This window comes from Rhodococcus sp. USK10, from assembly GCF_019378875.1.
Lineage (GTDB): Bacteria > Actinomycetota > Actinomycetes > Mycobacteriales > Mycobacteriaceae > Rhodococcus_F > Rhodococcus_F pseudokoreensis.
In genome coordinates this window covers 45,069-58,550 of the sequence record NZ_CP076046.1, presented here as the reverse complement: position 1 = coordinate 58,550, position 13,482 = coordinate 45,069, and the positions used below count along the sequence as shown (strand labels likewise).

The 13,482-nt window shown below is 66.5% G+C and carries 11 protein-coding genes and 1 pseudogene; 8 read left to right on the top strand and 4 right to left on the bottom strand.

Features of this window, described 5'->3' with window-relative positions; translation table 11 throughout:
* Nucleotides 1–14: 14 nt before the first annotated feature.
* The 3 genes and pseudogenes from I1A62_RS00300 to I1A62_RS45540 form a co-directional block, all read right to left on the bottom strand.
* On the bottom strand, nucleotides 15–635 hold the full coding sequence (locus I1A62_RS00300; RefSeq protein WP_219453445.1) for a cysteine hydrolase family protein: 621 nt from the start codon (nucleotides 633–635) through the stop codon (nucleotides 15–17).
* Nucleotides 636–664: 29 nt separating this feature from the next.
* Nucleotides 665–1,366, bottom strand: coding sequence for an LLM class flavin-dependent oxidoreductase (locus tag I1A62_RS00295; RefSeq protein WP_257890311.1), 702 nt, complete (start codon nucleotides 1,364–1,366; stop codon nucleotides 665–667).
* Nucleotides 1,367–1,412: 46 nt separating this feature from the next.
* Nucleotides 1,413–1,694, bottom strand: a pseudogene (locus I1A62_RS45540) (LLM class flavin-dependent oxidoreductase); the annotation flags it as partial.
* 413 nt (nucleotides 1,695–2,107) lie between these two features.
* Between I1A62_RS45540 and I1A62_RS00290 the strand changes: the two are divergent.
* The 7 genes from I1A62_RS00290 (at nucleotide 2,108) to I1A62_RS00260 (ending at nucleotide 10,482) form a co-directional block, all read left to right on the top strand.
* The gene (locus I1A62_RS00290; protein ID WP_219453444.1) at nucleotides 2,108–2,833 is read left to right on the top strand and encodes a GntR family transcriptional regulator; all 726 of its coding nucleotides are present in this window, start codon (nucleotides 2,108–2,110) and stop codon (nucleotides 2,831–2,833) included.
* Between the two features lie 390 nt (nucleotides 2,834–3,223).
* The gene (locus tag I1A62_RS00285) at nucleotides 3,224–4,570 is read left to right on the top strand and encodes an MFS transporter (protein ID WP_219453449.1); all 1,347 of its coding nucleotides are present in this window, start codon (nucleotides 3,224–3,226) and stop codon (nucleotides 4,568–4,570) included.
* 4 nt (nucleotides 4,571–4,574) lie between these two features.
* Entirely contained in the window at nucleotides 4,575–6,479 is a 1,905-nt protein-coding gene (locus I1A62_RS00280; RefSeq protein ID WP_219453443.1) for an FAD-dependent monooxygenase, read from the top strand.
* A complete protein-coding gene (locus I1A62_RS00275; RefSeq protein WP_219453442.1) occupies nucleotides 6,476–7,345 on the top strand; it encodes an alpha/beta fold hydrolase in 870 nt (289 codons plus the stop codon). Before I1A62_RS00280 ends, I1A62_RS00275 begins: the two co-directional genes overlap by 4 nt.
* Nucleotides 7,346–7,465: 120 nt before the next feature.
* Entirely contained in the window at nucleotides 7,466–8,410 is a 945-nt protein-coding gene (locus I1A62_RS00270) for a 3-carboxyethylcatechol 2,3-dioxygenase (RefSeq protein WP_219453441.1), read from the top strand.
* A gap of 444 nt (nucleotides 8,411–8,854) precedes the next feature.
* Nucleotides 8,855–9,793 carry a recombinase family protein gene (locus tag I1A62_RS00265; protein WP_219453440.1) on the top strand — a complete coding sequence of 313 codons (939 nt, stop codon included), beginning with the start codon at nucleotides 8,855–8,857 and terminating at the stop codon, nucleotides 9,791–9,793.
* A gap of 491 nt (nucleotides 9,794–10,284) precedes the next feature.
* Nucleotides 10,285–10,482 (top strand): hypothetical protein, encoded by a 198-nt coding sequence (locus I1A62_RS00260; RefSeq protein ID WP_219453439.1) that lies wholly within the window; start codon nucleotides 10,285–10,287, stop codon nucleotides 10,480–10,482.
* Between the two features lie 146 nt (nucleotides 10,483–10,628).
* Here I1A62_RS00260 and I1A62_RS00255 read toward each other — a convergent pair whose 3' ends face one another.
* Nucleotides 10,629–11,612: a DUF4192 domain-containing protein gene (locus I1A62_RS00255; protein WP_219453438.1), complete on the bottom strand. Its 984-nt coding sequence runs from the start codon at nucleotides 11,610–11,612 to the stop codon at nucleotides 10,629–10,631.
* 673 nt (nucleotides 11,613–12,285) lie between these two features.
* On the opposite strand from I1A62_RS00255, the gene I1A62_RS00250 reads away from it, so the two are divergent.
* A complete protein-coding gene (locus I1A62_RS00250) occupies nucleotides 12,286–13,467 on the top strand; it encodes a pentapeptide repeat-containing protein (protein WP_219453437.1) in 1,182 nt (393 codons plus the stop codon).
* Nucleotides 13,468–13,482: the final 15 nt, after the last annotated feature.

Below are 13,482 nucleotides of genomic sequence, written 5' to 3'. Positions count from 1 at the left end.
GCGGTTCGGTGTGGTCAGGCGGGGGTGCCGGTGACCGATGCGGTCAGGGCGGTCCGGATGTCGTCGACGGTGGTGATCTCGGCGAGCAGTCCGAGCGAGTTGATGCTTGCTTCGTGCGCTTCGGGGGTGGCTGCCGAGCAGGCGTCTTCGGCGATCACGACGCGGTAGCCGAGATCGCTTGCCACGCGGGCGGTTCCCTCGACGGAGGCGTTGGTGGCCACCCCGGCGAAGAGCAGGGTGGTGATGCCCTTGTCCCGCAGGGTGGTGTCGAGGTCGGTGCCGGCGAAGCCGCCGACGCGCTGGTGGGTGAGCACGATGTCACCGGCAGCCGGGGCGAGGGGTTCGACGATCTCGGCGAGTTCGCTGCCGTCCTTGAGGCAGCCGGACTGGGCGACGATGCCCAGCAGCGGTGAGTTCACCTCGAGGTCGGAGAAGTCCGGTTTCCAGGCGACCCGGGTGTAGACGACGGGGGCGCCGGCGTCGCGGGCCGCGGCGAGGAGCGCGGCGATCTGGTCGATGACGCGGCGTTCGCGGACCTGCTGGTGGAAGAAGTCGGCGAAGGCGCCGGTGGGGCCGACGATGTCGCCCTGGCAGTGAACGGCCACGACGGCGGTGGTGCGGGGGTAGAGTTCCATCAATAGCTCCTGGTTCGGGGGGTGCGGGGTTACGCGTGCGCGAGGATCGAGTGCCCGATGTTGTCGATGTCTCGGGCTGCGGTGAAGGGGTTGGACAGGAAGACCTGGAGGATGTCGACACCGGCCTCGCGCATCAGCGCGGCCTTGTCCCGCAGCTCGGCGGGTGATCCGTAGAGGCACCAGTAGTCGACGAGTTCCTTGGTGATGATCGGCCGGTGTGCGGGGTCGAGTCCGCGCAGGTACTTCGCCCAGACGTCGAGGTAGTGCGGCTGGTCCGGGGCGGCCGGGTCGCCCAAATACTGCTGCGCAGCGGTGAGGGAGGCATCGACGATGGAATCGCCCAGCTGGTCGCGGTGCTGGTCCATCAGGCCGGCGTTGGTGATGCACGAGCTGATCGGGCCGGACCCGAAACCGTTGGTGACACCGTCTTCCCAGGTCTCCCCGCTGCCGAGTTGGTAGAACCAGGACAGGGAGACGAGTTTGACCGAACCCGGCGCCCGGCCGGCGTCGGCGACCGCCTTGTCGAGGCGACTGCGGATCAGCTTGATCATCTCGACGTTCGGCCCGAGGCAGTAGACGACGGCGTCGGCGTACTTGGCCGCCTCGGTGAGCCCGCGCGGTCCGCCGGCGGCCACCCAGATCGGGATGTGGTCGGTGACGTTGTAGAAACCGCTCTCCTTGTCGAGGAACTCCACCTCCCGGGACTGCCCCAGCCAGGTCGTGGGTGACACGGCGACCGGCCATCAGCTCCCGTGCGACCTCGATGGCGTGCGTGAGTTCGGAGATCTTCGCGGTGCGGTTACCCATCGAGCGCAGCGCGTTGTTGGCGGTGCCGATGCCCAGGAAGGTCCGGCCCGGGGCCAGGGCGTTGAGGGTGGCCATGGAGTTCGCGGTGACCGGGGCGATCCGGGTCAGCGGATTGGTGACCATGGTGCCCAGATTGATCGAGCTGGTCTGGGTGGCTGCGAGCGCCAGGAACTGGTACGGGTCGGAAAACAGCAAGGGGCCTTCTCCCACACCGAAATGCGTGACGCCCAGATCCTCGGCCTGTTTCACCATCGCGACCTGGTCGATCTTGGCGCAGGTGCCGATACAGAATTCCATCTTCGTCTCCTTGCAGTGACCCGCTGGTGTGGTGCAACTCCGTGAATGAGGGCGGTGAGCTCGCAGGATCGGGCGACCCCGGGACGGTGTTCGGGACCCGGGCAGGGGCTCGCACTGTGCGCCGCAGCGGTGATCAATTCCGTTGAAAGGGAACGGCATTGAGCGGCGCGATCCCGTTCTCGGAAATGTTGCCGCCGACCCGGTGAGCCGGTAAAACAAGCCGTACACCTCAAACTGGAATTCTAGCGTTCCAGATGACCGTAGCTGACAGTGACGCGGACCACAAGTACTAGAATGCAAGTTACTGTGGTGAGCGCCGCAGGCGAGGGGGACACCATGATCAGCGCGCCCGACGAAAGCGTGGACGTATGAGCACCACCAGCACCGATCCGGGGGCCGCCGCCCTTCTCGCGAATGTCCGGACCTCGGGTGCGCGGCTGTCGGCCGCCATGTACGACATCCTCAAGACCAGACTGCTCGAGGGACGCTATGCGGCCGGGGAGAAGATCGTCGTCGAGTCGATCCGGCAGGAGTTCGGGGTCAGCAAGCAGCCCGTCATGGACGCCCTGCGCCGACTCTCCAGCGACAAGCTCGTCTACATCTTCCCGCAGAGCGGATGCGAGGTCGTCTCCTACACCCAGCGGGAGGTCGAGGACTTCTTCACCCTGTTCGGAGGCTTCGAGGGCACGATCGCGGCAGTCGCCGCCGCCCGCCGGACCGACGCCCAACTCACCGAACTGGGCCTGATCTCATCCCGGATCGACGCGCTGCTCACCTCCCACGACCCCGACGTGCGGGCGCACGGATACCGCATCCACAATCGCGAATTCCACGCCGCCATCCACACGATGGCGCATTCGCGGATCATGGCCGAAACCAGCCAGCGGATGTGGGATCTGTCCGATTTCCTGATCAACACCACCGGGATCACCAACCCGCTGTCGAGCGCCCTGTCCGAACGCCAGGACGATCACCACGCGATCATCGAGGCGATCAGGCAGCAGGACGAGGCGGCCGCCCGCGAGGCCATGGAACGGCACATCGTGGGCACCATTTCGGTCATCCGCGACGAAGCCGGCGACTTGGCCGGCTGAGACGCCCCACCGGCGGCCCGCCCCCGCGACCACGCGTTGCACGAGGCGGGCCTTTTCTCTGCCCACTTCCATGCCCACTGCCGGGCGAAACGCCTGTTGAAGGCGACCGGCACCCGGCGCCGGTGAGTACCACCGGTCGCATCTCGCACCCCGGAGAGACTTGCGTCACCTTCCGCGTCGACGTAGCTTCACTTCTAGACGTCTAGCATTCCAGTTGCGAATGTTTCTCTCACTTCCCTCAGAGAAAGGAGCGGCCATGACGACCGCTTCGCGCAGGTCGGTCCACGCGGCGGAAGCATGCTTCGGCCCGCGGATCGGAGAAGCCCGACCGTGAGCACCACCTCCGCTTCCTCGACGACGCCCGCAACCACCTCACCGCTACGGGTGGCGATGGCCAGCTTCATCGGCACCACGGTCGAGTACTACGACTTCTTCATCTACGGCACCGCCGCCGCACTGGTGTTCCCCACGCTGTTCTTCCCCGACGTGTCCCCAGCAATCGGAATCCTGCTGTCCTTCGCGACCTTCGGGGTCGGGTTCCTCGCCCGCCCGCTCGGCGGCATCGTCTTCGGTCACTTCGGTGACCGGGTCGGCCGCAAGCAGATGCTGGTGATCTCCCTGGTCGGAATGGGCTCGGCCACCGTCCTGATGGGACTGCTGCCCGGTTACGCCCAGATCGGCATCGCCGCCCCGATCCTGCTGACCCTGCTGCGCCTGGTGCAGGGCTTCGCGGTCGGCGGCGAGTGGGGCGGGGCCACCCTGATGGCCGTCGAGCACGCCCCGACCGCGAAGAAGGGCTTCTTCGGATCCTTCTCCCAGATGGGCGCCCCGGCCGGGACCAGCGTCGCGACCCTGGCATTCTTCGCGGTCTCCCAATTGCCCGACGAGCAGTTCCTCAGCTGGGGCTGGCGACTGCCGTTCCTGTTCAGCGCCGTACTGATCGTGATCGGGCTGTTCATCCGCCTGTCGTTGACCGAGAGCCCCGACTTCGCCGAGGTGAAGGCGCAGAGCGCGGTGGTGCGGATGCCGATCGCCGAAGCATTCCGCAAGCACTGGAAGGAAATCCTGCTCATCGCGGGGACCTACCTGTCCCAGGGCGTGTTCGCCTACATCTGCATGGCCTACCTCGTCTCCTACGGCACCACCGTCGCGGGAATCAGCCGCACCTTCGCCCTCGCCGGGGTGTTCGTCGCCGGCCTCGTCGCCGTCATCCTCTACCCGGTCTTCGGGGCCCTCTCCGACACCTTCGGCCGCAAGACGATGTACCTGCTCGGGGCCGTGGCCATGGGGGTGGTGATCGCCCCGGCGTTCGCGCTGATCAACACCGGCAACCCCTGGCTGTTCATGGCCGCACAGGTGCTGGTCTTCGGGATCGCGATGGCACCCGCCGCCGGCGTCACCGGATCCCTGTTCACCATGGTCTTCGACGCGGACGTGCGCTACAGCGGCGTCTCGATCGGCTACACCCTCTCCCAGGTCGTGGGCTCGGCGTTCGCGCCGACCATCGCCACCGCCCTGTACGCCTCCACCAAGTCCAGCACCGCGATCGTCGCCTACCTGCTGGCGGTCTCGGCAATCTCGGTGGTCTCGGTGATCGCGCTGCCCGGCGGCTGGGGCCGCAAAGGCGCAGCGAGCCAACTCGTTCGAGACGAAGCCGGCTCCGCCCAGCCCACCGCCGCGGCGACCACACTCTCAACCCCGGACACGGCCACGGACCTGCGTGTCCTCGACAAGTGAAGTGATGACAGATATGAGTGACCACGACCGAACCTCCTACGACACCGACGTCGTGATCGTTGGACTCGGGCCCGCCGGTGGCACGGCGGCGCTCGCCCTGGCCACCTACGGCCTGCGCGTCCACGCCGTCTCGATGTTCCCCTGGGTGGCGAACTCGCCGCGCGCGCACATCACCAACCAGCGCGCCGTCGAAGTGCTCCGCGACCTGGGCGTCGAAGACGAGGCCCGCAAGTACGCCACACCCTGGGAGCAGATGGGTGACACGCTGTTCACCACGAGCCTGGCCGGCGAAGAAATCGTCCGGATGCAGACCTGGGGAACCGGTGACACCCGCTACGGGGACTACCTGTCCGGCAGCCCGTGCACGATGCTCGACATCCCCCAGTCGCTGATGGAACCGGTGCTGATCAAGAACGCCGCCGAACGCGGCGCGATCATCAGCTTCCACACCGAATACCTCGACCACACCCAGGACGCGGACGGGGTGACCGTCCGGTTCCGCGACGTCCGCTCGGGCACCGAATTCACCCAGCGGGCCCGCTTCCTGCTCGGTTTCGACGGTGCCCGCTCGAAGATCGCCGAGGAGATCGACCTTCCCTTCCAGGGCGAACTCGCCCGCGCCGGCACCGCCTACGTGCTCTTCAACGCCGATCTGAGCAAGTACGTCGCGCACCGGCCGTCCATCCTGCACTGGATCGTCAACTCGAAGGCCGGGTTCGGGGAGATCGGCATGGGCCTGCTGCGGGCGATCACACCATGGAACCAGTGGATCGCCGGCTGGGGATTCGACATGGCCAAGGGTCAGCCCGACGTCTCCGACGACGTCGTCCTCGAACAGATCCGGACCCTCGTCGGCGACCCGCACCTGGACGTCGAGATCGTCTCGCGGTCCTTCTGGTACGTCAACCAGCAGTACGCCGAGCACTACCAGTCCGGTCGGGTGCTGTGCGGCGGCGACGCCGTGCACCGGCACCCCCCGAGCAGTGGGCTGGGATCGAACACCTCCATCCAGGACGCGTTCAACCTGGCGTGGAAGATCGCGTTCGTCGTCAAGGGCTACGCCGGGCCGGGCCTGCTCGAGTCCTATTCCCCCGAACGGGTCCCGGTCGGCAAGCAGATCGTCGCTCGCGCCAACCAGTCCCGTAAGGACTACGCCGGGCTGCGCGAGTGGTTCGACCCGAACAGCGACGATCCGGTCGCCGCCGGCCTGGCGAAGCTGAAGGAACCCACGCCCGAGGGGGTCGCCCTGCGCGAGAAGCTGTACGAGGCGCTCGAGGTGAAGAACACCGAATTCAACGCCCACGGCGTCGAACTCAACCAGCGCTACACCTCTTCCGCGGTCGTCCCCGACCCCGAGGTGGGCGACGAGGTGTGGGCACGAGACCGGCAGCTGTACCTGCAGGCCACCACCCGGCCCGGCGCGAAGCTGCCGCACGCGTGGCTGGTCGGCGAGGGCGGCACCCGCATCTCCACTCTCGATGTCACCGGGAAGGGAATGATGACCCTGCTCACCGGAATCGGGGGCCAGGCGTGGAAGCGTGCCGCCGCCAAACTCGACGTGCCGTTCCTGCGGACCGTGGTCGTCGGTGAACCCGGCACCCTCGACCCCTACGGCTACTGGCGGCAGATCCGTGACATCGACGAGGCCGGTGCCCTCCTCGTCCGCCCCGACGGGTACATCGCGTGGCGGCACAGCGCCCCGGTCTGGGACGACAGCGAAGCGCTGACGAGCCTCGAGGACGTGCTCACCGCGGTCCTCGATCGCTCGGCGGGCAGCAGCGCACCGGCTCCGGGCGCCACGCAGGAGCCGCAGTACAACACCCGGGCCGTGCCGATCACCGTCCCGCACACCACCCCCGCGGACGCAGCCCCCGCCTCCGCCACCACAACTGAGGGAGTACACCGATGACCCGCCCGTACACCAGCGTCTGGAACGATCTGAACCAGGTCGAATTCAGTCAGGGCTTCATCCAAGCGGGCCCCTACCGGACCCGGTACCTGCACGCCGGCGACACCTCCAAGCCGGCACTGATCCTGCTGCACGGCATCACCGGCCACGCCGAAGCGTACGTCCGCAACCTGGCCGCGCACGCCGAGCACTTCAACGTGTGGGCGATCGACTTCATCGGGCACGGCTACAGCAGCAAGCCCGACCACCCCCTCGAGATCAAGCACTACATCGACCACGTCCTGCAGTTCATGGACGCGATCGGCGTGGCGAAGGCCTCGTTCTCCGGGGAATCGCTCGGTGGCTGGGTCACCGCCCAATTCGCGCACGATCACCCGGAGAAGGTCGAGCGGATCGTGCTCAACACCATGGGCGGCACCATGGCCAACCCGAAGGTGATGGAACGGCTCTACACCCTGTCGATGGAGGCGGCGAAGGACCCGAGCTGGGAACGCGTCCAGGCCCGGCTCGAGTGGCTGATGGCCGACCCGGCGATGGTCACCGACGACCTGATCCGCACCCGGCAGGCGATCTTCCAGCAGCCGGACTGGCTCGAGGCCTGCGAAGCGAACATGGCCCTGCAGGACCCGGAAACCCGCAAGCGCAACATGATCACCGACGCCACCCTCGAGGGCATCACGGTGCCGGCGCTGGTGCTGTGGACCACCAAGGACCCCTCCGGTCCCGTCGACGAAGCCAAGCGGATCGCCTCCCACATCCCCGGCGCGAAGCTCGCGATCATGGAGAACTGCGGGCACTGGCCCCAGTACGAGGACGCGGAAACGTTCAACCAGCTGCACCTCGATTTCCTGCTCGACCGCGCCTGATCGCCCCGTGGGTGCCTGCCCCCGCGCGCAGGCACCCACGATCGGCGCCCCTCACACAGCCACCCCGATCACCTCGCACCCCGCCCGCCGGATCGCGCGAGAACCAGAAGGAAACAGACGATGCCCGTAGCGCTGTGCACGATGTCGCATTCCCCCCTCATGGGACGAAACGACCCGGCCCAAACCGTGATCGACGACGTCGATGCCGCGTTCGAGAATGCGCGCGCGTTCATCGCCGACTTCGCCCCCGACCTGATCGTGATCTTCGCCCCGGATCACTACAACGGGGTCTACTACGATCTGATGCCCCCGTTCTGCATCGGTGCCGCCGCCCAGTCGGTCGGCGATTACGGCACCGAAGCCGGGCCGCTGGACGTCGACCGCGACGCCGCCTACGCCCTCGCCCGCGAGGTCCTCGCCAGCGGTGTCGACGTCGCGTTCTCTGAACGGATGCACGTCGACCACGGCTTCGCCCAAGCCCTGCAGCTGCTGGTGGGCTCGATCACCGCGGTCCCGACCGTGCCGATCTTCATCAACTCCGTCGCCGAACCGCTCGGCCCGGTCAGCCGGGTCCGGCTGCTCGGCGAGGCCGTCGGGCTGGCCGCGGCGAACCTGGACAAGCGGGTGTTGTTCGTCGGATCCGGTGGGCTGTCCCACGATCCGCCGGTCCCGCAGTTCGCCACCGCCCCCGCGGAGGTGCAGGAGAAGCTCATCGACGGGCGCAACCCCACCGAGGCCGAACGCAACGCCCGCGAACAGCGAGTCATCGACGCCGGACGCGACTTCGCCGCCGGCGTGGCCACCATTGCGCCGCTCAACCCGCACTGGGATCGCCACCTGCTCGACGTCCTCGCCTCGGGCGAGATCGAGCAGATCGACTCCTGGACCAACGAATGGTTCGTCGAACAGGCCGGGCACTCCTCCCACGAAGTACGCACCTGGATCGCCGCGTACGCAGCGATGAACGCCACCGGGAAATACCGCGTCACCTCGACCTTCTACCGCGAAATCCCGGAATGGATCGCCGGATTCGGCATCAGCACCGCCGTCGCTGTCGCCGAATAGACCCCCGCCACGCCGACCAACGAAAAGGGCCCGGATGACCTCCGTCCGCCCAGCAGACAATCACCTGATCGAGCAAGACTGGCAGACGCTGTCCTGTCTCGTTGAATACGAGGCATGATCAGCGCGCTGAGGACTGCTGAGCTGCGATGCCTCATATGTGTGAGATGGCTGGAGACGCCCGAAGGCTCGCCGATCATGAGGCAACACATCAAGCCGCCAACGGTCTGTCGGTACCGTCTCACCACGTCAGCAGACTCGGTGTCTCAGTTTGGTGAGACACCAGACCGAATACTTCGGATCGGTGAGCAATACCCCGGGTTGGATGAGACAGGACAGACGCCGAACGACCGCTGTGCCGAGAATCGATCTTCAGCGCCTCAGGGGCGTCGACAACCCGTGTCGAGAAACTATGTCGAAAAACCCCATGCGGGGTATTCTCGACAGATGCTGATCGGCTACGCAAGGGTCTCGAGCGCTGACCAGAACCCCGACCACCAGGTCGACGCGCTGCGCCGCGCCGGGGTAGCGGCCGAGAACATCCACGTCGACCACGCGGGCGGGGCGAAAACGTCACGCCCGCAACTCGATCTGGTACTGGCGCGGCTCCGCGCCGACGACGTCCTGGTGATCACCCGGCTCGACCGGCTCGGCCGGTCGATGCTGCACCTGATCACGCTCGGCGCCGACCTGCGCGAGCGCGGCATCGGCCTGAAGGTGCTCGAGCAGGGCATCGACACGGCCACCGCCGAGGGCCGCGCGATGTTCGGCATGCTGTCGGTCCTGGCCGAGTTCCAGCGCGAGTTGATCGTGGCGAACACCCGCGACGGGCTGGCCGCGGCCCGGGCCCGCGGCCGTAAGGGCGGCCGACCCTCGAAACTGAGCTCGGATCAGATCGAACTCGCTCAACGGCTGTACGACGCAGGCGATCACACCGTCGCACAGATCGCCGGCATGCTGAAAGTGCCCCGTACCACGGTGTATGGGCATCTTAACAAGCGGCGTGTGGACATCGCGCCGGTCACGCAGGACATCATCCTGGTTGCCGAGCCACCTGCACCCACGTCTCGCACGTGCCCGACCTGCGGGCATGAACCCACCTCTCGCGCCGAGGCAGCACACCAACGTGCTGACCTCGCCGTGATTTGGCTCCAGCCGGACCCCGAGCACCGCGGAACGCTGATCGGTCGACAGCACTGCCGGCATTGTGAACCCGGACAGCCAGCATTCGACATCGCCTGCAGCATCTGCGGCGACGGCCCCATCCTCGCCGGCAGACTCGCTGAGCTGGCCGAAAAGGGAGATCTGACCAAGCCGGTCCAGCGATGGCTCACCGCAGCCGGATGGACCGTCACGCCTAATCTGCTCTGCCCGGACCACGCGTGAGGCGGGAACGGAGCCGCTGCGGCGGGGGATGGAATCCGACACCTTTCGAATATCGCACCCCACCAGTCTTTTGGATCTCGCGCAACGGCAAGCAACGGGTGGTGCGCCCCCACAGATACGCGTTGGCAATCGAACTCGGTCGACCCCTCCTGGAGGACGAGGTGGCGTTGCACGAAGTGTGTGACAACCCGATCTGTGTGCGCGCCTCGGCAACATCGGGGCGCCCGCACGTGGTGCTCGGCACGCAAGCACAAAACCTCGCGGGGATGGGTGCAAAGGGCCGCGGCGGTGGCCGTGGCCAGACATGGCGTTGGTACGGACCCGACCGCGCCGCACGGGCCGCTCGATCGCGGGCATTGCGGGAGGCAGTACGCCACGGATGGGACGACGAAAGGGTGCAGGCCGCCCTCTTGCACAGCGACGTCCCGACATTGTTCTGAACGACACGCACCCGACCGACGTCGGAAGCGTTAGGTGAGAAAGGGAAGAGCATGAGCGAGAACGAAGCAGTCGTGCCACGGTCGACGGTCGAGGCCGCGTTGTATCAGGCGACCAAGCACACCTGGTCGATGTCGGATGCAGATCTGGAAGCGATCGTTGCGGGCGAGGCCGCCGGCCCGTTGCACCGCACCGCCGCCCGCGGAGACATCACGTTTCCGAACCCGGACGCGCTGCGCGGCCTGCTCTAGACCGCGGCCCGCGCGACACGACGTGTGTCGTGCGGGACGCAGGCGCGGAGGGTGTTCGGGCTCGATGCCCGAACACCCTCTACACTCACCGGAGGCGCACCCCCGAACCTAAGCCGTTCGGGGGCGCGCCTTTCGTTTTGTCGGTGTCAGTCGAACTCGACACCCAACTTCTGTGCCACGTCGACGCCGATGGTCACCAGCTCCGCGATCGCGTGCGGGTGGATGCCGTTCTGTACGGCGATGTCCAGCAGGTCGAGCAGTCCGGTGTCAGCCTCCGGGGCGGTGTCGGCGGTCTCGCGGGCAACCTCGAATGCGATGCCTGCTTCTGCGCCGCGCCCGTCGAGGTAGGCGAACAGTCCGGCGGCGGTGAGAGTCTGCACGCGGGCGACACCACGTAGCTGGTTCGCCACCAGCAGCATCGCGGCGTGTGCCTCGGCGGCTCCGTAGTGGGCGAGCGAGAGCAACGCATCCCGCAGCTGCGGGCTGGCGGCGGCGACCATTCCGACGCGGGCGGCGAGGTCGGCGCTCGGGATTTCCCGACTGCGGGCCACGGCAGCGAGTTCGGTGATGGTGGCGCGGGGGAAGTCGTGGCCCTGGTCGTGGAACGCCTCACGCGCGGGGCGGGGATCGGCTTCGGCGGCGATGCCGTAGCGGGCGGCGATCGCGGCGCGGGTGGTCTCGATGCTGCGGCCCTCGGCGACCATGGTGGCGGCAACGGCGGAGATGCGCGGGTCCGGGACCGCGCCACGCTCGAGTGTCTCGAGGTTGACCCACTGGGAACCTTCGATGAGTTCGGCGGTGTGCAGCGACATCATCACGTGCGTGCCGTGCGCCTCGAGACCGTCACCGAGCATGGCCATGTTGTCGAGTGCGGCGGATGCACCCGGTCCGCCGACGACGGCGGTCAGGACCGCGCCGGTGGCCTGCTCACGGACGGCGATCCCGCACAGCTGATAGGCGACGGACGCAACGTCCGTGTCGGCGTCGTAGCGGGCCGCGAGGATGACTCGAGGGGCGTTGTCGGTGCCGGACTCGCCGACCAGGATCGCCACGATGGATTGAACCGGCACGAATCCCAGCAACGCGGGGATCGCGGCGAGAACATCGGTGGCGGTGGAAAGACGGATCATCAAAACGCTCCTTGGAAGTGTCGGTGGGCAGAACCGAAGTCCCTGCCCGTTCTTTTTGCCCTGCTGGCAAGGGAGAGTCGGATCGGCGGTATCAGGACGGGGTGCAACCCCTGGGCCGGAGAAGTTTTCGCGGGGAGCCTGCGAGTCGCGAAAACTTGTTCGGAGCCGCAGGCCGGCGCAGCCGCCAGGGGTTGTTCCCCGGCCGCCGTCGATCAGGATCGGAAGGCCAGCAGGTCAAAAGAACGATGTTCTTTCCCAGGGCGGAGCGCAGCGGAGCTCGATTCAGGGGACACCGCAGGTGGCCTCCACCGGACCGTAGGGGAGGTGCCACCCAAATGGCTGTCGCCTACGCAACGCCGGCCCGCACACGGAGAGGCCCCGAACCGTGACGGTTCGGGGCCTCTGGTGCCGTGTCAGGCGGCGGAGATGTCGCCTTGTGGTGCTTTTGGTCTGGGTTTCAAGAGCGGCGGCGAGGGTGTGCACGGTCGCGAGGACAGTGTGTGCGGTCTCGGCACCGATGGCGGGTGATCGGCTCGGGCTGCGTCGGCCCTCGATCGGGTCGGTCTGTGATCGTCTCATGCAGCTGTGCGGCGAGCTGGCGACGCCGACACCATTCTGAACAACGCCGGATAGAGGGGCTGGTATCGGTTGCGAGTTGCGGTCGTGTAGATACATGCAGGTGACCACCCCGTCTTCCCGTCCGGACGCGTCTCCGGCACTGCCCCCTCCCCAAGTGGGGCCCCGTGGCATAACACTCGTCGGTCTAGGCGTCGGCACGCTTGCGGCCGCCAGCGCAGGCACTTACATTCTCGCCGAGCTCGTGACGCCTCACGGTGTGGCAGTCGTCAATGCGGATCTATCCGGAATCGCTCGGTCGGTCGGATTAATCGTGGCGGGATCCGTCGCGGTGCCGGCCGCTGTGCTCGCCTATAGACGCCAGAAGGCACTCGATCGAGCCAATACGCTCAAAGAGGCAGAGCACGCCCACAAGGAGACAACCGACAACCGCGAGTACGAGACCGGCCGCGAGAGAAACCTACGTGACAGGTACACAGCCTGCGCAGAACAGCTAGGGCACAGTTCTTCCGCTATTCGGCTCGCTGGTGCATATGGGATTGCCTCGCTTGCCGACGACTGGCATGCGATCAATAAGGACGACGAACGGCAGGTATGCGCCGATCTGCTGTGCTCTGTCCTCCGCTCGCCTCCTTACGAGAATGCAAAAGAAGAGCTTCGCTCGACCGTTCTGCGTGTACTGCTCGAACGCCGCAGTCGAAGGGTCGCTAAGTCCAATCAGTGGACTGATGTCAAGTATGACCTGACCGGGGCGGATCTTTCCGAGGCGAACCTGAACTCCGCCGACCTCACCGGATGGGTGCTAGATGGTGTCGATCTGACCAAAGCAAATCTCTCCGGCGCTATTCTGCGGACTACTGATCTGAGCTACGCGAACCTCACCGACGCGTATCTCTTCAACGCGGACCTTGGTCAGGCGTATCTAGTGGGATCAGATTTCTCGATATCGAGCCTCCGACATGCACAGCTCCAGATGGCCAACCTCACCACCGCGAAGCTCATCAAGGCTGAGCTTGACCGCGCGGACTTCACAAACGCGAACCTCACCGACGCGAACCTCACCGAGTCAGATCTCACGAAAACAGATCTCACCAGCGCGAACCTGGACGGCGCGAACCTCACGGGTGCCGACCTCACCGACGCAAACCTCACAGGTGCCAACCTCACCGACGCAAACCTCACAGGTGCCAACCTCACAAACGCAGAATTGGTTCGTGTTCGGTGGTCACCGACAACGACGTGGCCACAAGGTTTCGTTCCGCCTGCACTAAATTCGTAGCGGCTGCTCACTCAT